General features: G+C 64.3%; 28 protein-coding genes and 1 tRNA gene. 18 read left to right on the forward strand and 11 right to left on the reverse strand.

What is annotated here, in order from left to right; genetic code table 11:
- The first annotated feature begins 469 nt into the window (after positions 1-469).
- The 9 genes from BG57_RS05215 to BG57_RS05255 all read left to right on the forward strand — a co-directional run bounded on the left by BG57_RS05215 (position 470) and on the right by BG57_RS05255 (position 7,261).
- The gene (locus BG57_RS05215) at positions 470-841 is read left to right on the forward strand and encodes a hypothetical protein (protein ID WP_035961144.1); all 372 of its coding nucleotides are present in this window, start codon (positions 470-472) and stop codon (positions 839-841) included.
- Positions 842-897: 56 nt separating this feature from the next.
- A complete protein-coding gene (locus tag BG57_RS05220; RefSeq protein ID WP_035960707.1) occupies positions 898-1,215 on the forward strand; it encodes an ElaB/YgaM/YqjD family protein in 318 nt (105 codons plus the stop codon).
- Between the two features lie 40 nt (positions 1,216-1,255).
- Positions 1,256-1,465, forward strand: a complete 210-nt coding sequence (locus tag BG57_RS05225; protein WP_035960708.1) for a hypothetical protein — start codon at positions 1,256-1,258, stop codon at positions 1,463-1,465.
- 333 nt (positions 1,466-1,798) lie between these two features.
- Entirely contained in the window at positions 1,799-3,202 is a 1,404-nt protein-coding gene (locus BG57_RS05230) for a sigma-54-dependent transcriptional regulator (RefSeq protein ID WP_035960709.1), read from the forward strand.
- Positions 3,203-3,404: 202 nt separating this feature from the next.
- Positions 3,405-3,605: a hypothetical protein gene (locus BG57_RS05235; protein ID WP_035960711.1), complete on the forward strand. Its 201-nt coding sequence runs from the start codon at positions 3,405-3,407 to the stop codon at positions 3,603-3,605.
- A 233-nt stretch (positions 3,606-3,838) separates the two neighbouring features.
- The gene (locus BG57_RS05240) at positions 3,839-4,075 is read left to right on the forward strand and encodes a hypothetical protein (RefSeq protein ID WP_035960713.1); all 237 of its coding nucleotides are present in this window, start codon (positions 3,839-3,841) and stop codon (positions 4,073-4,075) included.
- Between the two features lie 192 nt (positions 4,076-4,267).
- The gene (gene otsA / locus BG57_RS05245) at positions 4,268-5,716 is read left to right on the forward strand and encodes an alpha,alpha-trehalose-phosphate synthase (UDP-forming) (protein ID WP_035960714.1); all 1,449 of its coding nucleotides are present in this window, start codon (positions 4,268-4,270) and stop codon (positions 5,714-5,716) included.
- A 165-nt stretch (positions 5,717-5,881) separates the two neighbouring features.
- On the forward strand, positions 5,882-6,235 hold the full coding sequence (locus BG57_RS05250) for a chemotaxis protein (protein ID WP_174447187.1): 354 nt from the start codon (positions 5,882-5,884) through the stop codon (positions 6,233-6,235).
- A 117-nt stretch (positions 6,236-6,352) separates the two neighbouring features.
- Complete coding sequence (locus tag BG57_RS05255; RefSeq protein WP_035960716.1) at positions 6,353-7,261, forward strand: YihY/virulence factor BrkB family protein; 909 nt, start codon at positions 6,353-6,355, stop codon at positions 7,259-7,261.
- Between the two features lie 134 nt (positions 7,262-7,395).
- Here the strand turns inward: BG57_RS05255 and BG57_RS05260 are convergent, their stop codons facing one another.
- The gene (locus tag BG57_RS05260) at positions 7,396-8,883 is read right to left on the reverse strand and encodes an RNA polymerase factor sigma-54 (RefSeq protein ID WP_035960717.1); all 1,488 of its coding nucleotides are present in this window, start codon (positions 8,881-8,883) and stop codon (positions 7,396-7,398) included.
- A gap of 514 nt (positions 8,884-9,397) precedes the next feature.
- Between BG57_RS05260 and BG57_RS05265 the strand changes: the two genes are divergently transcribed.
- Entirely contained in the window at positions 9,398-9,742 is a 345-nt protein-coding gene (locus tag BG57_RS05265; RefSeq protein ID WP_035960719.1) for a BON domain-containing protein, read from the forward strand.
- Positions 9,743-10,049: 307 nt separating this feature from the next.
- Positions 10,050-10,283, forward strand: coding sequence for a hypothetical protein (locus BG57_RS05270; protein WP_035960720.1), 234 nt, complete (start codon positions 10,050-10,052; stop codon positions 10,281-10,283).
- A 167-nt stretch (positions 10,284-10,450) separates the two neighbouring features.
- Here the strand turns inward: BG57_RS05270 and BG57_RS05275 are convergent, their stop codons facing one another.
- Positions 10,451-10,903 carry a PA2169 family four-helix-bundle protein gene (locus BG57_RS05275; RefSeq protein WP_035960722.1) on the reverse strand — a complete coding sequence of 151 codons (453 nt, stop codon included), beginning with the start codon at positions 10,901-10,903 and terminating at the stop codon, positions 10,451-10,453.
- 187 nt (positions 10,904-11,090) lie between these two features.
- Between BG57_RS05275 and BG57_RS05280 the strand changes: the two genes are divergently transcribed.
- Entirely contained in the window at positions 11,091-11,330 is a 240-nt protein-coding gene (locus BG57_RS05280) for a hypothetical protein (protein ID WP_035960723.1), read from the forward strand.
- A 70-nt stretch (positions 11,331-11,400) separates the two neighbouring features.
- Here the strand turns inward: BG57_RS05280 and BG57_RS05285 are convergent, their stop codons facing one another.
- From BG57_RS05285 to BG57_RS05315, 7 genes are all read right to left on the reverse strand, one after another.
- Complete coding sequence (locus BG57_RS05285) at positions 11,401-11,976, reverse strand: membrane protein (RefSeq protein WP_035960724.1); 576 nt, start codon at positions 11,974-11,976, stop codon at positions 11,401-11,403.
- 91 nt (positions 11,977-12,067) lie between these two features.
- A complete protein-coding gene (locus tag BG57_RS05290; RefSeq protein WP_081850841.1) occupies positions 12,068-12,355 on the reverse strand; it encodes a DUF1488 family protein in 288 nt (95 codons plus the stop codon).
- 83 nt (positions 12,356-12,438) lie between these two features.
- Complete coding sequence (locus BG57_RS05295; RefSeq protein WP_035960725.1) at positions 12,439-12,993, reverse strand: DUF4142 domain-containing protein; 555 nt, start codon at positions 12,991-12,993, stop codon at positions 12,439-12,441.
- A gap of 40 nt (positions 12,994-13,033) precedes the next feature.
- Positions 13,034-13,585: a type 1 glutamine amidotransferase domain-containing protein gene (locus BG57_RS05300; protein WP_035960726.1), complete on the reverse strand. Its 552-nt coding sequence runs from the start codon at positions 13,583-13,585 to the stop codon at positions 13,034-13,036.
- A 149-nt stretch (positions 13,586-13,734) separates the two neighbouring features.
- Entirely contained in the window at positions 13,735-15,102 is a 1,368-nt protein-coding gene (locus BG57_RS05305; RefSeq protein ID WP_035960727.1) for an MFS transporter, read from the reverse strand.
- A 106-nt stretch (positions 15,103-15,208) separates the two neighbouring features.
- Positions 15,209-15,712 (reverse strand): YbhB/YbcL family Raf kinase inhibitor-like protein, encoded by a 504-nt coding sequence (locus tag BG57_RS05310; RefSeq protein ID WP_035960728.1) that lies wholly within the window; start codon positions 15,710-15,712, stop codon positions 15,209-15,211.
- Between the two features lie 158 nt (positions 15,713-15,870).
- The gene (locus tag BG57_RS05315) at positions 15,871-16,260 is read right to left on the reverse strand and encodes a hypothetical protein (protein WP_241482160.1); all 390 of its coding nucleotides are present in this window, start codon (positions 16,258-16,260) and stop codon (positions 15,871-15,873) included.
- A 139-nt stretch (positions 16,261-16,399) separates the two neighbouring features.
- Between BG57_RS05315 and BG57_RS05320 the strand changes: the two genes are divergently transcribed.
- Positions 16,400-17,089, forward strand: a complete 690-nt coding sequence (locus BG57_RS05320; protein ID WP_035960729.1) for a TetR/AcrR family transcriptional regulator — start codon at positions 16,400-16,402, stop codon at positions 17,087-17,089.
- A gap of 61 nt (positions 17,090-17,150) precedes the next feature.
- Here BG57_RS05320 and BG57_RS05325 read toward each other — a convergent pair whose 3' ends face one another.
- Positions 17,151-18,008, reverse strand: coding sequence for a shikimate dehydrogenase (locus BG57_RS05325; protein WP_035960731.1), 858 nt, complete (start codon positions 18,006-18,008; stop codon positions 17,151-17,153).
- Between the two features lie 267 nt (positions 18,009-18,275).
- On the opposite strand from BG57_RS05325, the gene BG57_RS05330 reads away from it, so the two are divergent.
- Together BG57_RS05330 and BG57_RS32930 are read left to right on the forward strand one after the other, a co-directional pair.
- Complete coding sequence (locus BG57_RS05330) at positions 18,276-20,174, forward strand: bifunctional sugar phosphate isomerase/epimerase/4-hydroxyphenylpyruvate dioxygenase family protein (RefSeq protein WP_152562533.1); 1,899 nt, start codon at positions 18,276-18,278, stop codon at positions 20,172-20,174.
- 72 nt (positions 20,175-20,246) lie between these two features.
- Positions 20,247-20,411, forward strand: a complete 165-nt coding sequence (locus BG57_RS32930) for a hypothetical protein (RefSeq protein ID WP_160174708.1) — start codon at positions 20,247-20,249, stop codon at positions 20,409-20,411.
- On the opposite strand, the gene BG57_RS05335 is transcribed toward BG57_RS32930, so the two are convergent.
- A complete protein-coding gene (locus tag BG57_RS05335) occupies positions 20,395-20,700 on the reverse strand; it encodes a hypothetical protein (protein WP_052005634.1) in 306 nt (101 codons plus the stop codon). The genes BG57_RS32930 and BG57_RS05335 overlap by 17 nt on opposite strands.
- 135 nt (positions 20,701-20,835) lie before the next feature.
- Here BG57_RS05335 and BG57_RS05340 point away from each other — a divergent pair.
- The 3 genes from BG57_RS05340 to BG57_RS05350 all read left to right on the forward strand — a co-directional run bounded on the left by BG57_RS05340 (position 20,836) and on the right by BG57_RS05350 (position 22,651).
- Positions 20,836-20,910 (forward strand) — tRNA-Arg (locus BG57_RS05340).
- A 194-nt stretch (positions 20,911-21,104) separates the two neighbouring features.
- A complete protein-coding gene (locus BG57_RS05345) occupies positions 21,105-21,908 on the forward strand; it encodes a bestrophin-like domain (RefSeq protein WP_035960734.1) in 804 nt (267 codons plus the stop codon).
- Complete coding sequence (locus BG57_RS05350) at positions 21,905-22,651, forward strand: class I SAM-dependent methyltransferase (RefSeq protein ID WP_035960735.1); 747 nt, start codon at positions 21,905-21,907, stop codon at positions 22,649-22,651. The genes BG57_RS05345 and BG57_RS05350 overlap by 4 nt, the downstream gene beginning before the upstream one ends.
- Positions 22,652-22,655: the final 4 nt, after the last annotated feature.

Consider the following 22,655-nt stretch of genomic DNA (forward strand, 5'->3'; position numbering starts at 1 on the left):
ATGGCGCACGCGCCATGGTGACCGTCCGCATCAGCGATAACGCGCGGGCGCTGCTGCCGTGCTCGCAGTGGCGATGAGCCGATTTCCTCTCTATGCGTCGGTCCGGAGTCGCGCGGCGCGCATCGCGCGCGAAATTGCCGCGTTCATCGCGCTTCGCCGCCGACGACTCCATCTCATAAACGCTATTTAACCATTCGCAACGATATTGCGGCAATGCGCTCTTGACGACGGGATGGCAATTTGTCTGATTGCGTTGAAGACGTTAGACGGTTCCGGAAAGGTTCGCCGCATGCGCCGCGAATTTACAAGCCGACGGCGTAAGACTTACCCGCCGGCGCGCCGCTCGAGCGCCTCACGCCCGCATGTCCGCTTGGCACGAATGCTGCTCTTCGCTGTGCATCCTTATTCGAATGCCCGATCAACGCCGAAGCGCGGGGCAGTGCAGGGCAGTGCGAGGGGCCGAGACATCATGGAAGACATTTTCGATTTCGATATTGCCGCCGGGGAGCGCCGGGCTTCACCGGGCGTTGCGCGGTCCATCCGGGGCGCGCGGAGCGTGCGAAGTGGTTCATCGAGCGATGGTCAGGAACTCGCGGCGGGCGAGGCGATCGACATCTATCACTGGGCGGCGGTCGCGCTGGTGACGGCGCTGATGTGCGCGGTGCTCGGCTACGCGGCCGGCACGCCTGCGCTTTCGCGTGCCGCGAACATGACGAGCCTCGTGTTCGGCGTCGCGGGCGGCATGCTGACTGCAAGCGGCATCGTGCGCCGGCTGCGCGCCCGGCTGACGGCGAACGGGCCGGGCAAACCGTTGGCGGTGACGGTTGCCGAATCGCAGTAACGACTGCATCAACGTAACAATCACTGATAGCAAACCCAATGTGGAGGACTGATTCCATGAGTCAAACGACTGTCCAGCTTGCGTTGGGCAAGCAGAAGATCATCGAAGACATCAAGGTGCTGCTGAACGACTCGGAAGAGTTGCTGCGGCTGTCGGCGACGCTGCCGGGCGAAGGCGTCGAGGCGCTGCGCTCCCGCCTGCGCGATCACACCGATACCGCCCGCGCCGCGCTCGAAGACGCGCAGGCCAACGCGCAAAGCCGCTATCGGGCGGGCATCGACTGCACGGAGAAATACGTGCGCGACAACCCGTGGAATTCACTGGGGCTGGCTGCTGCTGCCGGCTTTCTGCTGGCGGTCCTGATCTCGCGCTGATTTGACATCGAAACTCATTAACGGCAGGAGAGAATACGAAATGGCACGTTCTTCGATTGGAGTGTTCGGGGCGCTGTTCGCTGTCGGCAGCGTCCTTGCGTGGAAGTGGATGCAGTCGCAGGACGGGACCGCGCGCCGCTTCGGACGCGACGCGCGGCGCACGGTATCGTCTTCGCGGCGGCGCTCGGCGGTGAAGGGCGACGAGATCGTCGGCGGCACCGCCGACGCGTGGCATTTCCCGCGAAGCTGACTGCGGGTCGAGCGGGCAACCCGGCTCGAATCGGACGATTTACCGCATCCCTAATGCAGACGCACGCCACCCCGGCGTGCGTTTTTATCTTAATAAACCCTTATAATTGAGAAACCTCTGCCATAAGTGGCCTAATTGGCAATACTTACGGCGGCAGCCCCAAGCGTGCGGAAGTTTCGGAAATTATTTTATTTTCTGCGCCTGAACCGGCTCGTCACTTCCTGACGCCCGGCCGCAAGACGCACCGGCCCGGATGGCGCCCCGCCGCCCGGAGACGACCACGCCGCCACGCGGTGTGTGACCCTGAAACGCTTTGGAAGAATTCGAGACGCAATGCCACACGTATTGATTGTCGATGACGATCCCAGTACCCGCGAGGCGCTAGCCGCGATCATCGGCGAAGATGGACTGACGACAGCGACCGCCAGCGATTTGCGCGAGGCGCGCATTCAGCTCGTGAGGCAGACGCCGGACGTCGTGTTCACGGACCTCAAATTGCCCGACGGCACGGGCGTCGACCTTTTCGAGGATCTCGATCCGCGTTCGGGCGTGGAGGTGATCGTCATCACCGGCCATGCGACTGTCGAATCGGCCGTGAGCGCGCTCAAGATGGGCGCGACCGACTATCTCGTCAAGCCGATCAACATGCAGCGCGTCAAGGCGATTCTTTCGCGCCTGCCGCGCCCCGGCGACCTCAAGGCGGAAATCGGCACGCTGCGCGGCGAATTGCGCCGCATGGGCCGCTTCGGCCTCATGCTCGGCAATTCCCCCGCGATGCAGACGGTCTACGACCAGGTCGGCCGCGTCGCGCCGACGGCGGCGTCGGTGCTGCTGATCGGCGAATCGGGAACCGGCAAGGAAGTCGCCGCGCAGACGCTGCACGAGCTGAGCCTGCGCCGCAAGCACTCGTTCATCGCGGTGAACTGCGGTGCGATTTCGCCGAATCTGATCGAGTCCGAAATGTTCGGTCACGAGCGCGGGTCGTTCACCGGCGCGGATCGTCAGCACAAGGGCTATTTCGAGCGCGCGAACGGCGGCACGCTGTTCCTCGACGAAATCACCGAGATGCCGATCGAGCTTCAGGTCAAGCTGCTGCGCGTGCTGGAAACCGGCATGTTCATGCGCGTCGGCACGACGAAGGAACTCGAGACGGACGTGCGTCTGATCGCCGCGACCAACCGGGATCCCGAGCAGGCCGTGCTCGAAGGCAAGCTGCGCCTCGACCTCTATCACCGGCTGAACGTGTTCCCGATCAACTTGCCGCCGCTGCGTGAGCGGGGCAAGGACGTCGAACTGCTGGCGCAGGCGTTCCTCGACGAACTGAACTCCCGCTACAACACGCGCAAGGATTTCCCGCCAGCCGTGCGTGACATGCTCGCGTCGTATAACTGGCCGGGCAACGTGCGCGAGCTGAAGAACTACGTTCAGCGTGCGTACATCATGTCGGGGGCGGATTCGGACAGCACGGCCACGGTGCCGCTGCAGATTTCGCTATCGAAGCCGTCGGCGGGTACGGCGGTGACGATTCCGTTCGGCACGTCGCTCGCGCAGGCCGACCGGCAACTGATCCTGGCGACGCTCGAGCAATGCGGCGGTGTGAAGACGCGGGCGGCGGAAATTCTGGGCATCAGTCTCAAGACGCTCTATAACCGGCTCGTGGAATACGGCGAGGATGCCAATAAGGCGGCTGTCGGCGAAGGCGCCGATGCGAACGACGCCGATAGCGAAAATCCCTGAACGTCGGTTATCTTCACACGAAAAAGACGCCCGCTGCTTGCAAAAAGCGCGGGCGTTTTTGTTGGCAGGCGCGATTTCAGCCACCATAATGGGGTCGATGGACGCGATCGTGTCGAACAAAAGGGAACGCGCCTTGCGTGACGGTAAATGCCTGCGTCGATGACGCACGCATCCATGATCACAAGACCGCAAGGAGCCCGCTATGTCCGATTCCGAACGCGCGCCCATCAGTGCGCAGACGCCTCAGCCGCCGGACCCGCCGGTGACGCCGCCCGATCAGCCGCCGCCGACTCCGATTCCGCCGGACACGAACCCGGACCCGACGAGCGATCCCCCCGAGCAGCCGATGCAGCCCATCGGCGACCCGCCACCGGGACCGGGCGACGCTCCTCCCGTAGCCTGACCGGCCGACGGCGTCTCTAGGACCGATTCACCGAATTCGTGCAAAGCCTGCATAAGTTTTCAATTTGAAGGTAGGGATTACAACGAATGACGCAAGGATGACCGGCCGCGCATCACGTGGCCGGTTCATTTTTCCGAGGACGCGCTGATCCGCCGCCATTGCACGCGACGGAAAAGTGCGTTGGTCCGACGCCGCCGAGGTCCATTCACGACGGCCTTCTTTCTGGAGGCACCATGAGACACCCCGCACTTCGACGCTCCGCGCGTCACTCTTCCAAACGCGAAGCGCGCGCTGAGGCAGCCAAGAACGGCACGCCGCAAAACGCGTCGCCGCCGGCCGCCGAACACGACCCGGCCGGTCAGAACCGCCCCGCACCTGACGCTCCGCCTGATGGCCAGCACAACCAGGGCGGCGTCCGGCGCGAGGGCATCGACTATCAGCGCGATCTCGGCTCCGAGCAGGACGCTTGATCGCCGCTTGCGCGAGCGTGACTCAACACAGCATAAAAGTTCTACGCAGCGGCCTTGTGCCGCGCGTTTTTATTCGTCCGTAACATCTAGATACGAATTTATGAATCGGATAACGCGCAGATCGGCATAGGATTTGCATCCCCTAAGGCGTCCTTTCGGGCATGCAACGACAACTGAAGAGGTGAGCCTGTAATGAGCAGATTGATCGTGGTATCGAATCGCGTCGCGCCGGTTCAGGAGGGTAAGCCCAGCGCGGGCGGTCTCGCTATCGGCGTGCTGGATGCGCTCAAGGAAACGGGCGGCGTGTGGTTTGGCTGGAGCGGCGAGATCGTCGGCGAATCGGCTGCGCCGGTCGTCGAAAAGAACGGCAATGTGACTTACGCGACCGTTGGCCTGACCCGGCGCGACTACGACCAGTATTACCGCGGCTTCTCGAACGCGACGCTGTGGCCGACCTTCCACTATCGCAATGACCTGTCGCGGTTCGATCGCGAGGAATATGCCGGCTATATGCGCGTCAACGCGACGCTCGCGGCCAAGCTCAAGACGCTTCTGCAACCCGACGACATCATCTGGGTTCACGACTATCACATGCTGCCGTTCGCGCAGGAACTGCGCAAAATCGGCGTGACGAACCCCATCGGCTTCTTCCTGCATATTCCGTTTCCGGTGCCCGAAGTCATGCGCACCGTGCCGCCGCATGAAGAACTGATGACAGCGATGTGCCAGTACGATGTCGTCGGCTTCCAGACGGACAACGACAAGCAGTCTTTTGTCGATTACATCGAGCGCAGCGGCCGCGGCCATTCGAGCGAAGACGGCATGCTGCAGGCGTTCGGCCGCATGCTGAAAGTCGGCGCGTACCCGATCGGCATCTATCCCGACGCGATCGCGAAGGCCGCCGAGCAGTTCTCCGGCCGCAAGCAGGTCAAGAGCCTGCGCGACAGCATGCGAGGCCGCAAGCTCATCATGAGCGTGGACCGCCTCGATTATTCGAAGGGCCTCGTCGAGCGGTTTCAGGCGTTCGAGCGCCTGCTGCTGACCGCGCCGGGCTGGCATGGGCGCGTGTCGCTCGTGCAGATCGCGCCGCCGACGCGCTCCGACGTGCAGACGTATCAGCGCATCCGCCAGAATCTGGAAGGCGAGGCGGGACGCATCAACGGACGCTTCGCGCAGCTGGACTGGACGCCGATTCAGTACCTGAATCGCAAGTACGAGCGCAACCTGCTGATGGCGTTGTTCCGTCTTTCGCAGGTCGGCTATGTGACGCCGTTGCGCGACGGCATGAATCTGGTCGCGAAGGAGTACGTCGCTTCGCAGGACCCGGCCGATCCGGGCGCGCTCGTGCTGTCGCAATTCGCGGGCGCGGCGGATCAACTGCCGGGGGCGCTCGTCGTCAATCCGTTCGATTTATCGCAGATGTCCGAGGCGCTGGAGCGCGCATTGTCGATGCCGCTCGCCGAACGTCAGGCGCGCCACGCCGACATGATGGCACCGCTGCGCGAGAACAATCTCTCCGTGTGGCGCGACTCGTTCCTGTCGGATTTGCGCAGTGTCGCGACGGCAAGCTCCGTCACGGCGAAGACCGTCAAGACGGTGAAGCAGGGCGCCGCGACGGCGAAGCGCGCCGCCCGCGCATAAGCGCAAAGCGCGCCGCCCGCGCATAAATGAAAAGCGCGCCGCCCGCGCGCGAGCGCACGGTTCGATGAAGCCCCGCGTCTCGACAGAGCGCGGGGCTTTTCTTTGGCCAGCGAACGCGGAACGGGACTTGCGGTCTCGTTATCGACACAATCGAAGGAGGTCATCATGACGGGAAGCACACTGAATCCGCCGGATGAGGGCGGCGTGGAATGGGGCAAGGGGCACGGCACGGGCGCGCTCGGACCGAGCGATTCATCCGATAGCGGTTCGGACGTGCAGGGCGAAATGCGCCGTCCGGGCGATATCGAAGACGAGCTGGACGCCCACGCGCTCGGCCTGTCGGATGCGCAGCTCAACAGCGACACCGATCGCGCCGGCACCGGCGAAGACGCATCCGCCGATGGCGACAACAACCTCGAAGTCGACGGCGACATCCTGCCGAACCAGGTCGAGGATGAGGACGTCGAATCCCTGGCCGACGACGGCGCGGACCCGGCCGCCGACGACGAACCCGTCTGAAGCCATTGGCTAAAAGCGAGGCGCGAGCGGACGATTCCGCCCGCGCCTTTTTTACACGCATCGCATGCGGGGACGCTAACATCGGCGGTTGACGCATCACACGCCGCCTCCTTGCCGATGACTCGCGAAGTCCCCAATCCGTCCGCTCCGCTCGCTGAAGGCCGCACGTCGCGGCTCGGCTGGCTCTCGTGGATCGCCGATCCCGTCGCGCAGTGGCTTCAGGACCACTGCCTGATGTTCTCGGCGGCGATCTCTTTCTTCGCCGCGTTTTCGCTCGCACCGACGCTCGTCATCGTGATCTCGGTTGCGAGCGTCTTCTTCGGCGCCGATGCCGTGCAGGGCCGCCTGTTCGACGAAATCAGCGGCGTCGTCGGTGCGGATGCCGCTCACGCGCTCGAAGCGATCGTCGCCAACGCATGGCAGGCCGACATGGCGCGGCGCACGGCGGTGCTGTCGATCGCCGGCGTGCTGATCGGCGCATCGGCGACGTTCTCATCGCTGCATAGCGCGCTGAACGTGATCTGGCCGACGCCGGCCGTCAGCACGCGCGACAGCCTCTTCGCGCTGCTGCGCGTGCGGCTCATGTCGTTCGGGCTGGTCGTGGGTGCGGGGCTGCTCGTGGTCGTGTTGCTGGTGCTCGATGCGCTCGTCGAAGTGCTCGGCCATTGGGCCTTCGGCGACGGCAATCCGTTCGTCGTCCTGTCGACGCTGACGCGCCGCGCGATATCGCTCGCGATGCTGATGCTTGCGTTTTCCGTCCTGCTCAAGTTCCTGCCGACGACACGCATGCGCTGGCGCGATGCCGCGCTCGGAGCCGCAGCCGCCGCGCTGCTGTTTGAGGGCGGCAAGCGCCTGTTTGCTTTTTATCTGCAGCACGCGGGGACGGCGAACATGTTCGGCGCGGCGGGATCGCTCGCGATCATTCTCATGTGGCTCTACTACTCGGCAGCGGTGTTCCTGCTCGGCGCGGAGCTGTCCGCGACGGCGGCGCGCAAGCGCACGCACCGCGAATCGGGCTGGCGCTAGCGGGCAAGGCCCGGACGAAAAAAAGGCCGCCTGTTGAAAGGCGGCCCGACAGCTACGCTCCGTTACTCTCGCTCATGCGACTCGCTTGACCGGGTCCTCGCTGAACGCTGGAGCGTGAAACTTCTAACGGTGCTTTATGCCTGTCTGCGCAGTTCCGCCGGCGGCACCTTCATCAGATGCCGATACTTCGCCACCGTGCGGCGCGCGACGATCACGCCCTGATCGGCGAGCATCTTTGCGAGACTCACGTCCGAAAGCGGATCACGTGAGTTTTCCTTCGAAATCATTTCCTTGAGCAGTGCGCGCACGGCTGCGGCCGAGCACGTGCCGCCGCTTTCCGTCGACAGCTCGCGCGGGAAGAAGTGCTTGAACTCGAAGATGCCGCGCGGCGTCGACATGTATTTGTTGCCTGTGGCGCGCGAGATCGTCGATTCGTGCAGGCCCAGTTCGTCCGCGACATCGCGCAGAACGAGCGGCTTCAGCGCGATTTCGCCGTAGTCGAAGAACGCCTTCTGATGCGAGACGATGCACTCGGCCACGCGCTGGATCGTCGTGAACCGCTGCTGCGCGTTGCGGATCAGCCAGCGCGCTTCCTGCAACTGCTGCGCGAGCGGCGAGCGGCTCGCGCCCGCCGATTGCGCAAACAGTTCGGCATACATGCGATGGATACGCGCACGCGGCAGCACCGCCGGATTGATCGTCACCACCCATTGCTTTTTGACCTGACGCACGATGACGTCCGGCACCACGTAGTTGTCCTCGCTTTGACCGTAGTTCTCGCCCGGCTTCGGGTCGAGACGGCGCACCAGCGCGCAGGCGATGCGGAGTTCCTCCGCGCTGCAGCCGATCTTCTTCTGCAATTCGGCTTGCTCGCGGCGCGCGAGACGTTCGAGATGATGTCCGACGATTTCGCGCGCCACGTCGCGGCCGGGTGTGTCCGGCGGCATCGCGTCGAGCTGGAGCGTCAGGCATTCGGAGAGATTGCGCGCGCCGACGCCCGGCTTGTCGAGCGATTGCACGAGCTTCAGCGCGATGGTGAGTTCGTCTTCGCTGATGGCGGGTTCGATATCGACGACGTCCGCCAGTTCGCTTAGCTCCTGGCGCAGATAGCCGTCGTCGTCGAGCGCTTCGATGATCAGTTGCGCGACCGCGCGATCGCGGGTGTTGAGCTGATACATGCGCAGCGAATCGTGCAGCGTTTCGTGCAGCGACGGTTCGATGCGAACCCAGTCGGCGGGATCGGAGCCTTCGCCGTCGCCGTTGTTGCGTGAGCCGCTGCGGCCGAACGGGTCGGACGAGTAATCGCTCATGGAATCGTCGCGCGAGCCGGAGTCTGCATTGGCGTCGCCGTCCATGTTCGATTCGGCGGCGAGAGGTGCTTCGGTTGCGGTGTCGGTGGAAGTCGAGGACGAGTTGTCGCTCATCGAGCTGCCGTTATCGGCGCCGAGGGCGTTGTCTTCGGTTTGCGATTCGTCGTATTCGAGGAAAGGATTCGTGTCGAGGGCGTTCCGCAGTTCCTGCTGAAACTCCAGCGACGAGAGTTGCAGAAGGCGGACGGATTGCTGCAGCCGTGGCGTCAGGGCCAGACTTTGCTTGGTGCGGAGTTCGAGTGAAGGCGGCATTGCTTGCTAATCCTCGAAGGTTTTTACGTGATCAATGTGTTCGCGAGCACACTCAGAGCAACGTCCGTGCCAACGATGGCTAAGGCCATGCTTCGTTTACGTTTTTGCATGGACACAAGTTCGCCCCGAAGGCGAAGGCACTCACTTTCACCGACTTTTTTACACGGCCTCAGACAAAAGGAACGCGGGTTGCGGGGGTCGCGCGACCTGCTGTCCCGTGGCTCGAGGCAGCGTGTCCAGAGTTTGTTGCTGTCCCCGTTAAAGCCCGTGTCGCAAGGGCGGCGGGCCATAGAATCGCCTGCGAAGAGGTCTTAAGAAAGCGACCCGGCACGCAAGTTGCATCAGTGCTGATGCGTTCGTGCGGCAACGTGCGGGCGCGCCGAGGCAACAACGATCATCACGAACAAGCGGGGCGCCTCGTGCGCGTGTTGCGCGTATCGGATACGCAAACACGCGGAACAAGTCAGCGTGACAGGGGCGCGCAACACTAAAACTGAAAAGAAGGAGCATTGCCATGAAGACGACTCAATTCCTCAAAGCAGCCGGCGGTATCGCATGTGTGGTGTTCGCGCTGAACGCAGGCGCGCAGACCAACTCGGCGGCGTCCTCGTCGGGCGCAACGGACACGTCCGTCGGCCAGAAGGTCGATGACAGCGCGGTCACGGCAAAGGTCAAGGCCGAACTGCTGAGCGCGAAGAACGTCAAGTCGACGCACATCCACGTGAAGACGCGCGGCGGCGTCGTCTCGCTGACCGGCACCGTGCCGTCGGCGGAAGACAAGACCGCTGCGGCTGAAGTCGCGAAGGAAGTGTCGGGTGTTGCATCCGTGAAGAACCATCTCAAAATCTCTGCCAAGTAACGCGGAAGTGATGGCATAGTTCGTATGCCCGGCTCGCTGAAGGCGGGTCGCGCTCGAAACAGCAGCACCGGAACCCGCGCGGGGTTCGATGATTCGTCGTCGCGGCGAGCCATCGGGCCTTTAGCGCGGGTTCATTGCATCGTGCGTCGGTTTGTTGTCGCCTTTGCTCGCTTCACCTGGCACGTGCATCACCTCGCAGCATGTTGGAAACCCTAAAAACGAAGGACGGCCTAAGGTCGTTACTCACAGGCGGCTCACGACGCGTCGTTCATACGGCGCTCGAAGGCCCCGGCAAAAGGAGCTCTTCATGAAGACGAAAAAGATGGCATTGATTGGCGCGCTGGCTCTTGCATTCTCGACGACCGCGTTTGCACAAGCGGCATCGGATGCGGCGGGCACGGCAGCTCCGGCTTCCGGCGCTCACGCGAAGTCCAAGGGCACGACGCTGCATCAGCAGAACAAGGCGCACAAGCTGAAGGGCGCATCGGCGGCTGCGGCTGCTTCCTCGCTCGGCACCAACGACAAGGGACAGCCGCAGTAATAGCGGTTGCCGCAGCCTGTCGAACGGCCACGCAAGTGGCCGTTTTTTTTGCTCCGGGCGTCGCGCGGGTTCGTGCGGATCGGCCATGAAAAACGCCGCCCGAAGGCGGCGAGGTCATGCTCTCAACGCGATGCGTCGGCCCGAGGCCGGCACGCCACGTCAGCGCATCAGGACTTTGCTGCTGCGTACTGATCGCGCAGATCGCGGATGCGATCGTGGTTCTCGAGGACGCCCTGATACTGGCGTTCGACGATGGCGCGCACATCGGCCGGCAGATCCTTCTCCAGCGCCTGGCGATAGTTCTTCTTCGCCGCATCCTCACCGCGCTCGCATTCGGCGAGCACCGCATGGTCGCTATGGCCGCTGACTGCGGACTTCACATCGACCCAGCCGCGATGCAGCGCGCCGGTAACCGAGCCGCCGGTTTCAGGCTTGCCGCCCAGGCGCTGCACGACATCTTGCAACTCGATCGCGCCTTGCGCGCAGGCTTCCGCGCGGTTCTGAAACAAGAGCTTGAGACTCGGATCGCGCGTATCTTCCGCGGCCTTGAGGAAGCCCTTCTCTCCGTCCTTCGAGGTTTCGATGAGATCATTAAGTACCGAGACGACGCTTGTGCTCATAGGGATACCTCCTTTTGTTGACGAATTGGTTTGAGCGCTGCGTCCCTTCAGGGATGCGCCTGCTTTTCCTGTCGCACGTCCCGTGCCCGAATGCCGTCGCTCGTCGGCACGTCGCTTGCTCTTTCTGATGCACCAGACGCTTGTCCCACGCAGGACGGCGCAACGACAAGGCAATAGGGAGAACCGAATGAAGCGACTGAACGCGCTCGCAAACCGCGAGTTTCTAGTGCTCGTGGCGATCGCCGCATCGGCGATCACGCTGCATGTGCGGGAGCGGGTCATCGACGAACCCGCTACGTCGCATGCAAACTACGCGCTCATGTGCGAGCCTTCCGCGGCGCCATCGAAGAAGGCGAAACTTCAATCCGCCGAATGCGCAGTGCCCACCGGTGCGCATCCGGAGACGGTCGCGCGCCCGTGGGTGTGACGCAATAAAAAGACGCCCCGACCGCGAACGGTTCGGGGCGTCTTTTTTCGACGAGCGGGACCGGCTCGCCTCACGCACGCGGCTGGGCGAATTCCTTGACGGGCTGGGGCGGCTTGAGCGGATCGAAGTCGCTCCAGCGGCCTTGCTTCCAGCGGCCGGACGCGCGTTCGATATCCAGCCCGCCCGACTCACGCAATATCGACGCCGCGCGATCGTGCGTCTCCGGCGATACATGCACGGCGACCAGCACGCCCGACGTGCGTGTCGGTTCCTCGGCCTGCGCCGCGGTATTCGGCTTCTGCTTCGTATGCGACATCGCGCCGGCCAGCGAGCCGATATACGCGCCGACGCCCGCCGCCACGACCGACACAAACAGCGGCGCCTTGAAGACGGCGAAGATCGCCGCGCCGATGATCGCGCCGATGACGGCGCCGATCGTCACGCCCTTGCCGGCGCCCTTCGGTGCGGCGCCCGCGCCTTTATCGGTATGGACGTCGCCGCCGATGGGAAACCGCGCGTGCTGTCCGCTCGGGTTGACGAAGAAGAGCGTCACGTCTTCTTCCACGAATCCGTTTGCGAAGAGCCGTTGAGCGGCCGTTTCCGCGGCGGGAAAGGTCTCGAATCGGCCGGCAATGATCAGGGACATGTTCCCTCCTGTAGAGATGTGGTTGGCGTGGAATCGGCCACGGCGCGGACCGTCGCGCGGGCGCTTCGGTGATCGAACGGGACGGACGGCATCATTCCGGTTCCAGTCCCGCGACGCGGAACAGTCCGCTGCGCAGCACGACGGGCTGGCCGCCGTTGTCGTCGAGCGCTTCGGCGCAGACCGCACGGATGCGCGCCGAGCCGCTTTCGAATGCGGGCATCAAATCCTCTTCACGTGCCGATGCCGCGCCGAAGTGATCTTCGAGCGCCTCGGCGCTGATGGAACAGACGACTGCTTCACCGTCGACGAGCGCGGTGAAATGAATCGCGAGGTCGTCGCCGTCGAACACGGGGCGTTCTTCCGAAAACGTGATGTGCATGGTCGAGTCCTCATAAGCCGGTCGTGGTCCGGCGGGCGCGCGAACGGGCAGGCCGCCCGCGCGATCAGTGTTGAGCCGGGCGGTCATGGCGCGGACTTGGCTTTCGCGAGTTGCTGCGCCATCGCGTAGTGATGGCGGATGATCGGCAGCGCCTTCGCGGCGGCGGCTTTCAGCGCGGCATCGTTGCCGTTTTCGCTCTCCTTCGTGAACAGCTCGACGGCCTTCTGATGTCCGGCCAGCGCGACCTTTTCAATATAGGCCTTGTCGAACTCGGCACCCTCGAGATTTTGCAGGCTGCCGACGACCGACGAATCGGATGCCGGCGGCGTCGTGATGCCGTGGCGTTTCGCGATCACGTCGAGATTGCGCGCGAGCTTCGTGTGATCCGCGATCATTCGCTGTGCGAAGTCCTTGACTTGCTTGTCGCCTGAACGCGTGAGCGCGAGCTTGCTGGCGGCGATTTCGGTCGCGCTCGCGGCGCCGGCGTCCTGCATGAACTGCTGGTCGACGGTCGAGAGTTTCTGCGTCTGCATCTTGCCCGCGCTCGCGCCGTCCTGCGTCTGCGCAGGCGCAACCGCGGGAAGCGTGGCGAACGCTGCAAGTGCGAGGGCGATGAAGCACGATGAAACGCGTGGCATCGGCGGGGCTCCGGTGGTCGTGTTTATCCGCTCAGCGCGATCAGGCGGCGCGCGTCTTGCCGAGCGCCTCGATCAGCGCGTTGTTGAACGCGGGCAGATCGTCGGGCTTGCGGCTCGTGATGAGATTGCCGTCGATCTGCACTTCCTGATCGACCCATGTGCCGCCCGCGTTGCGCACGTCGTCTTGCAGGCTCGGCCAGCTCGTGATGGTGCGGCCCGCGATGATGCCCGCCGAGATCGGCAGCCAGCCGCCATGGCAGATCACCGCGATGGGCTTCTTCGCCTGATCGGCTTCCTTCACGAAGGCTTGCGCTTTTGCGTCGAGGCGAATCGCATCGCCATTGACGACGCCGCCCGGCAGCACGACCGCATCGTATTCGGCGGCGGTGGCTTCGTCGAAAGTACGATCGACGGGGACGGTATCGCCTTTATCGACGTGCTTGAAGCCCTGAATCTGGCCGGGCTTCTGCGAGATCACGTCGACTTGCGCGCCGGCTTCCTTCAGCGCACGCTGCGGCTCGACGAGTTCCGCCTGCTCGAATCCGTCGACGGCGAGCATTGCGACCTTGCGGCCGTTGAGGGAAATTGCCATGAACGCACCTCCATTTCATTGCTTGTTCGGACCTCCGCGCGGCGAGAAGATCGCCTGCGGATCAATGTTCGAACGGCAGCAAGGTGTGTGCCCAATAGCGGAAAGCGTCTAGCCGCAACGCGTGCCGCGCATGCACGCGTGCATACGGGTCAAGCCGTCTCCACGCGCCGCTTGCCCGCGAGTCTCAACATGCTGACGACGGCTGCCGCCGCCGCGAACACGGCCGCCAGCGACAGCGCAATGACGGCCCCGCGCTGCGTCTCAACGCCGAAAATCAGCGCGACGAACGCCGCCCCCAGCGTCTGTCCGGTGAGGCGCGCGGTGCCCAGCATTCCGCTCGCGCCGCCGCTGCGATGACGCGGCGCCGACGACAGCATCTGCCGGTTGTTCGGCGACTGGAACAGCCCGAAGCCGAGTCCGCATACCGCCATGCGCCAGCCCACGTCGAGCGGCGTTGGATGCGCGCCGACGGTTGCGAGCAGAACGAGGCCGACGGTCAGGATCGCGAGCCCGATGCCGCCGAGCAAGCCTGCGGAATAGCGGTCCGCGAGCATCCCCGCGATCGGCGCAACGAAGACGATCACGAGCGGCCACGGCGTCATCAGAAATCCGGTCTCGACCTGACTCATGCCGAAGCCGTTCTGCAGCAGAAAGGGCAGCGAAACGAACGCCAGCATCTGTGCACAAAACGAACAGACTGATGTACCGACCGACAGCGCGAACACCGGAATGCGCAGCAGATCGACCGGCAGCAGCGGGGCGCTTTGCGTGAGTTGCCGCCGCACGAAGAAGTAGCCGAGGATCGCGGTCGCAACGAATTCAGCGATCACATACGGGCGATGCTCGCCGTGGCCGAGGCCATCGATGGCCACGATCGCGATGCCGAAGAACAGCGCGTTCATCACCGCGCTCACGAAGTCGTAAGGCTGCCGATGGCCCTCGATGCGCGGCAGCGCCTTTGCGCCGATGATCAGCGCGGCGATGCCGATCGGCACGTTGATCGCGAAGAGCCACGGCCACGGCGCGATGGCCAGCACGCCCGAGGCGACCGTCGGTCCGATCACCGACGAGATCGCGACCACCGACGCGTTGATGCTTACCCCGCGTCCGAGCAGCTTCTGCGGATAGATGATGCGGACGATCGCCGTGTTCACGCTCATGATGCCCGCCGCGCCGAAGCCCTGAACCACGCGCGCGACCGTCAGCGCGACGAGCGAGCCCGACAGCGCGCACGCCAGCGACGACACCGTGAACAGCGCAAGCCCCGCCATGTACACGCGGCTATATCCGATGCGATCGCCGAGCGAGGCGAGTGGCAGCAGCGAGATGGTGATCGCGAGCTGGTATGCGTTGACGACCCAGATGGAGTCGGCGGGGGAGGCCGACAGATTGCGCGCGATGGTCGGCAGCGCGACGTTGGCGATGGCGCCGTCGAGCACGGCGAGGGTGATGCCGAGCGCGACGACGGCAATCGCCCAATAACGTTGGGGGACGGGAAGGCCTTGATCGGAGTCCATCGGAGGGCGGTGAGTGGCGGGCGGCGCATTGTATGTCGCGCCGTTTTCAAATCGCTTGTGGCTGCGATCGGCGTGGCCACGGAGGTCACCGTGGCCACGCCTTGCTTCACTTCAGTTCGTAAAGACCGGTGTAGGTCGCCGAATCGATCTCGTTGAGATGCGTCATGAAGCGCGCCACGGCGTTGGTCGTGCTCGGATCGAGCGGAAGGTTCTCGGCTTCGAGCGCGTGAATGCGGAAGATGTAGCGATGCGGCTTGTCGCCGCGCGGAGGCGCCGCGCCGCCGAAGCCGACCGTGCCGTAGTCGTTGCGCAGCTGGAGCGCGCCGGCCGGCAGCAGGCTGCCGTCGGCTTTGCCCGCGTTGCGCGGCAGCGAGCGGATATCGGCGGGAATGTTCACGACGATCCAGTGCCAGAAGCCGCTGCCGGTGGGCGCGTCGGGGTCGTAGACGGTAAGCGCGAAGCTTTTCGTTTCGGCGGGCGGATCGGCCCACTGCAACGCCGGCGAAATGTTTTCGCCCGACGCGCCGAAGGCCTGCTGATCGAATTCTTGCGCGCGCGTCAGAAAGCCGTTGGCCGGAAATTCGTCGGACCAGATGCGGAAATCAGCCATGAGAGTCATGCCTCCTTGTGAACCTTACGAGCGATGAGGACGCGATCCGATGCCGTGCAGCGAACGTGCCCGACGGTTCGTGCGCAAGGGACCGCGATAGCCAGTCGAGTGTAGCATCCGCCCCTCAATTCGAGCACGCACGCGCGGCGCGCTGCTCGTCAGCGCGTCACTTCGTCGATGCCGCGATCGAGCGCGGGACACGCCTCGTCGATTTCCTTTTTGTACTCGGCCGGATTGCTCGTCTTCAGCTTGTCGAAGCGATCGACCGTCGCCTGCGCCTGCCGGTATCCGAGCGCCCATTCGGCATCGAAGTCGGGCGCGTCGCGGAAATTGGCGCGCGCGGCGTCCTTGAAGTGCGCGATCTTCGCTGCATCGATATGACAGACATCGGCCGCGCCTCGCGCGATGTTCGCGCTCGTCATCACGCCTTCGGCGGCGAGCAGTTGCGGCGACGATGGATGGCCGGGCGGCAATTGCGTCTGAGCGGCGGCAGGCAGCGCGGAGGCGGCGAGCGCCGACAGAACGAACGACAGGGCGACGACTTTCAAGTGCGGCATGCGATGACCGGGGACGTTGGATGATCGAAAAAGTATAGATGAAGCCCCTGAAAACCCTTGTCCTCATTGGCTCGGAAGCTCAGGACCCCCATGCTAGAATCCTTCCCCACCGCCGTTCTCAGACACGACAATGAAAAAAGGAAGCAAGGCCGCGACGCCCGTCAGTGCTGCGCCCTCGCCCACCGGGTCGGAAGGGCGGCGCAAGTACGATCCTGAGGAAACCAAACGCAATATCCTCGACATCGCCACGCAGGAATTTTCGGCGATGGGCCTGACGGGCGCGCGCGTCGATGCCATCGCGGAGCGCACGAACACGACCAAGCGCATGCTGTACTACTACTTCGGCAGCAAGGAAGGGCTGTACGAAGCGGTGCTCGAGCAGGTCTACGGCGACATCCGCGCGCTCGAACAGGAGCTTCATCTCGCGGAGATGGACCCCGAGGAAGCGTTGCGTGAATTCGTCGGCTTCACGTTCGATTATCACGACAAGCATCGCGACTTCGTGCGTCTCGTGACGATCGAGAACGTGCATTCAGCGAAGTACATCGAGCAGTCGAAGACCTTCAAGACGCGCAATTCGACGGTGGTCAAGACCATCGAGGATCTGATCGCGCGGGGCGTCGAAGCGGGGCGCTTTCGCGATGACGTCGATCCCATCGATCTGCATCTGATGATCAGCTCGTTCTGCTTTCATCGCGTGGCCAATCGCCATACGTGGAGCGCGGCGTTCGGGCGCGATCCGTCCGGTCCGCGATCGCGGGCGCGGCATCGCGAGATGATCATCGAAGCGGTGCTGTGCTTCATGCGGCGCGACGGCTAAAAGAAAACGGCGGCTCTCTTGCGAGGCCGCCGTTTTTCATGGCGTCGATGGTCGAAGCGAATCAGGCTTCCAGGAGGCGCTGGAAATGCTTGAACATGCGCTCCGCATCCGGTTCGCGGCCCGTGAAGATGCGCAGCGCATCGACGGCCTGACACACGGCCATGCCGCCGCCGCTGACCGTTTTGCAGCCGAGCGCCTTGGCCGCTTTCAGCAGTTCCGTTTCCAGCGGGAAATAGACAATCTCCGCGACCCACAAATCCTTGTGCAGATACTCGGCCGGCAACGGCAGGCCGGGCAGCTTCGCCATGCCGGTGGGCGTCGCGTGGATGAGGCCGTTCGCCGCGCGCAGCGTCTCGCGCAGATCGCCGCCGCTCGTCACTTCGCGATCCGGAAAGCGTGCCGCAAGCTCTTGCGCAAGCGACGATGCGCGCGCCTCGTCGGAGTCGAACAGCGTGAGCGCGCGCGCGCCCATCGTCAGCGCGGCATGCGCGACCGCCGCGCCCGCGCCGCCCGCGCCGAGCTGCACGACGCGATCGAGCGGGGCATCGGGCAAACCGCGTTGAAACGCGCGCGCAAAGCCCGACCAGTCCGTGTTGTAGCCGATGCGCTTGCCGTCCTTCAGCACGACCGTGTTGACCGCGCCGAGCGCACGCGCGTCGGGGTCGAGATCGTCGAGCAACGGGATCACACTTTGCTTGCACGGATACGTGATGTTGAGGCCGTCGTAACCCATGCGTTCGGCCGCCGCCAGCAGATCGGGCAGCGCCGATGGCTCGAGGTTCAGCGCCTGAAGATCGATGCGCCGGTACACGTAGTTCAGCCCGAGGACGCGGCCTTCCTCTTCGTGCATGGCGGGCGTGAGCGAGCCGCCGATGCCCGAGCCGATCAGTCCGATGAGGTATGAAGTTTTGCTGGTCATGCGAGCTGCTCCCGCGAAAGAAGCCAGGCGACAGAGCCTAGCGTACAGCAGAAAATGAGAACGCGATGTTGCATCGCGACAGAGTCGAAGACCGCAGTTTGACCGCGCGAGCGCGCGCTGTCCGTCCGTACTTACACGTATTTTGTACGGTCTAGTTAGTTTGTTATGCTGGCGCACAATGACGTGGAATGCGTGCGCAGCGCCTACACTGAATCGAATCATCCCGCATCACACCGAATGCAACGAGGAGGCAGCATGCTGCGTTCAATTCCCACATCCATCGCGACCGTGTCGATCAGCGGGACGCTCGTCGAAAAGCTGAAGGCGATCCGCGCGGCGGGCTTCGACGGCGTCGAGATCTTCGAGAACGATCTTCTCTACTTCGACGGCACGCCCGCCGATGTCCGGCGCATTTGCGAGGATCTCGGCCTCGGCATCTACCTGTTTCAGCCGTTCCGCGACTTCGAGGGTGTGAACCCCGACCGGTTCGCGAAGAACATCGAGCGCGTGAAGCGCAAGTTCGATCTGATGCACGAGCTGGGCGCGGACCGCATGCTCGCGTGCAGCAACGTGTCGCCCGAGACGATCGGCGACGATGCGCTGATCGTCGATCAGCTCGGCACGCTCGCGCGGCTCGCGGAAGAAGCGGGCGTCGTCGTGGGCTACGAGGCGCTCGCGTGGGGCCGGCACGTCAACTCGTACAAGCATGCATGGCGTCTCGTCGATGCCGTGAACCAACCGAGCCTCGGTCTCGTGCTCGACAGCTTCCATACGCTTTCCATCCGCGATTCCGTCGATGAGATCGCCTCGATTCCGGGCGATCGCATCGCGTTCGTGCAGATCGCCGATGCGCCGGTCCTCGCGATGGACGTGCTCGAATGGAGCCGCCACTATCGCTGCTTCCCGGGGCAGGGCGCGTTCGATGTCGCGGGCTTCACGGCGCGGGTGCTCGAAGCGGGCTACACCGGGCCGCTGTCGCTCGAAATTTTCAACGACGGCTTTCGCGCCGCGCCGACCGCGATCACCGCGGCGGACGGGCATCGCTCGTTGCGGTTCCTCGAAGAACAGACGCGCGCCATCATGGGCGACAAAGCGCCCGCCGCGCTCTTCGATCCGCCCGCGCCGCCCGAGCATATCGGTTTCCAGTTCCTCGAATTCGCGGTCGACGATACGACGCGCGAGCACGTCGCCGGCTGGCTCGGCAAGCTCGGCTTCCGGCTCGCGGGCCGGCATCGCTCGAAGGACGTGACGCTGTATCGGCATGGCGCGGGGTCGATCGTGCTCAACGCGGAAGCCGATTCCTTCGCGAGCGCGTTCTATCAGCAGCATGGCTTGTCGCTCTGCGCGTCGGCGTTTCATGTCGATGACGCGAAGCTCGCCTTCGAGCGCGCCGCAGCCTACGGATCGAAGCCGTTCTCGGGGCAGGTCGGGCCGAACGAGCGCGTCGTGCCGGGCGTGCAGTCGCCGGACGGCAGCCTCGATTACTTCGTCGATGAAGCGCCCGGCGCGCCGACGCTCTGGGAGTCCGATTTCGTCCTGACCGATATCGACGGCCCTTATGAAGTGGGTCCGCTTTCGCGCATCGATCATGTGTGTCTGTCGCTGCCCGCCGAAGCGCTCGATACGTGGGTGCTGTTTTTCCGTAGCGCGTTCGGCTTCGAGACGGAACCGGGCGTGCTCGTGCCCGATCCGTATGGCCTCGTGCGCAGCCGTGCGGTGCGCAGCCGCGACGGCTCCGTGCGCATTGCGCTGAATGCGTCGGTCGATCGGTATACGGCGGTGGGCGAATCGCTGTCGATGTATCGCGGTTCAGGGCTGAATCACGTTGCGTTCAGCACGCCCGACATCTTCGATGCGATCCCGCGCCTCGTCGCCGATGGCGTCGCCTTCCTGCGCATTCCGCGCAACTACTACGATGATCTCGCCGCGCGCTACGGTTTGCCCGACGAGCAGATCGACGCGATGCGCGAGCACAACATCCTGTATGACCGCGACGAGCGCGGCGGCGAGTTTTTTCATGCGTACACCGAGCAGCTCGATCAGCGTTTCTTTCTCGAAGTGATCGAGCGGCGCGGCGGCTATGACGGGTACGGCGCGGCGAACGCGGCGGTGCGTCTTGCGGCGCATGCGCAGCAGCAACGCGCGCGGCAGGCGGCGGCCGTCTGAAGGATTACGGACGGTCGTGCGCGGCGCGCGTGACTATCATTGAATCATGGCAATCGATAGCGGGAGAGCGCCATGACGGACTTGACCAGCGTTTTGATCGGCGTTGCGGGACTCGCTGCGCTCGGCATCGTGCTGTTTGCGCAGGACTGGCGAATCGACGCTCGTCCACGCGAACCGATGCACGCGCGCGAGCGGCGTCATCCGCTGCGCGACTGGTGGCTCAGGCATCGGCATTGACTCGTGCGGCTGAGATGGCGACGGGCTCGTCGGCGGATGCCGAAGACTGGGCTTCGTAGGCATCGATGTACAGATAGAGCCGATGCACGGTCTGAATCTGCGTGGGCGAGAGATGTGCCTGCCGCGTGATGGCGGCGAGCCGCTCGCGCCAGTACGAGAGCGGCAGCAACGGGCCGCCGAGATCGCACGACAACGAACGGCGCATCACCCTTTGCAGGTGCGCGAGGTCCTGATCGGCCAGCAATGCGGAGAATGCGCCGTGCGGCTTGATGTGGGGAATAAGGTCCATTATTCCGATGGCGGCATCGCACGGCGAAAATTGATAGGCACAAACCCTTAATCCGGCCGCGCAGGCCGATCCCGATTCAGAGGAGCGTTTTGCTATACTCTGCGCTCTCGCCACCCAGGCGAGTCGCACGGTCCGCTCCCCGTAGTTCAATGGATAGAACGAGTGCCTCCTAAGCGCTAGATGCAGGTTCGATTCCTGCCGGGGGGACCATCACGATGCTTCATCGGCTTGTGTCCACGAAGCACAGCAGCACCTCCCACACCTTCACGCTTCTTCTTGCGCCCGCTTCGCCCGCCGCGCCATCGCACGCCCCGATGCGCCGAAGCTCCGGCGACATGGAACGCGCCCGCCGAATTCCCTCATAATGCGTCGACTCCTCATCGCGCCTCGCGGCTCATGCCTGCATGACCGAAATTCAATCCGCCGTGCTCGTCTTCGTGCTGCTGCTCGCCAGTACCGGCGTCGGCGTGGTCGTGCGGCCGCTCTTGCCCGAGGAACACAAGGCGCAGGAGACCGTGCAACTCGTGCAGCTGGTCGTCGGCATGCTGGTGACGTTCGCGGCGCTCGTGCTCGGCCTTCTGACGGCATCGGCGAAAACGGTTTTCGATACCACCGATAACGACGTGCGCAGCTACGCCGCCGCGATCATCGAACTCGATCACATGATGCGCGACTACGGCGCGGACCTCGACGCCACCCGTGCGCTGCTGCGCGCCTACACCGCGGCGGCCGTCGCGAGCACCTGGCCCGCCGAAGCCCCGCCGCCCGGCGATTACTATCCCAAAGTCGAAGCGTCGCCACATGCAAGCGGCAAGCTCGCGAGCCGCGCGCTCGGCGAGATGCTCGAACGCGCTCAACGTCAGGTGCGGCTTCTGGAACCCGCCGACGCCTATCACCACAAGCTCGCCGACGACGCCGCCACGCGCTTCGAGCAACTCATCGCGCTGCGCTGGAAGCTGATAGAGGAAGCGCACGGCTCCATTTCCTATCCGTTCGACCGGATTCTCGTCGGCTGGCTGCTGATCATCTTTCTGTGCTTCGGGCTGATCGCGCCGCGCAACGCGCTGTCCCTCGTGACGATCACGCTCGGCGCGCTGTCGATTGCGTCCGCCGTGCTCGTCATTCTCGATCTCGATACGCCATTCTCCGGACCGATCATGATTCACAGCGAGCCAATGCGCGAAGCGCTCGGCTATCAAAGCCGATGACGTCCTCCACGCTCTATTCCGACCCGCGCATCGTCGCCCTTTACGACGCGCTCAATCCCGCCGGTCCCGATACCGCGTTCTACGCGACGCTGGCCGAATCGGCGGGGCATGTCGTCGATCTCGGCTGCGGCACGGGACTGCTTGCATGCGAACTGGCGGAGCGCGGGTATCGCGTGACCGGCATCGATCCGTCGCGGGAAATGCTGCGCATCGCGCGGGGCAGGCCGCACGGCGACCGCGTGACGTGGATCGAAGGCGATGCCGCGGCGTTGCCGTTCGTCGGCGCGGCGGACCTGCTCGTGATGACGGGCCACGTCGCGCAGATCTTCCTCGACGATGCCGCGCTGCTCGCGACGCTCGTCGCCGCGCGGCGCGCACTGCGGCCCGGCGGGCGGATCGCGTTCGACAGCCGCAACCCGGCCGCGCGGGCGTGGGAGGACTGGACGCCGGCGCGTTCGTTGCGACGCGTTCGCGCCGCCGATGGACGCATCGTCGAGGTATGGCAGGAGCGGCATGCAGCGCCCGACCCGGACGCGACGAGCCGCGTCGCGTTCACGACGCACTATCGCTTCAGCGAGAGTGACGAGACATCGAGCGCGCAAAGCGAGCTGCGTTTTCGCAGCCGCGACGAACTCGCGGAACTGCTCACGCAGGCCGGATTTGCGCACATCGACTGGTACGGGGACTGGAATCGCGCGCCGGTGGATGCAACGAGCCGCGAGCTGATCGCGGTGGCGCGCTAGGGAA

This window comes from Caballeronia grimmiae (assembly GCF_000698555.1).
Taxonomy (GTDB): domain Bacteria; phylum Pseudomonadota; class Gammaproteobacteria; order Burkholderiales; family Burkholderiaceae; genus Caballeronia; species Caballeronia grimmiae.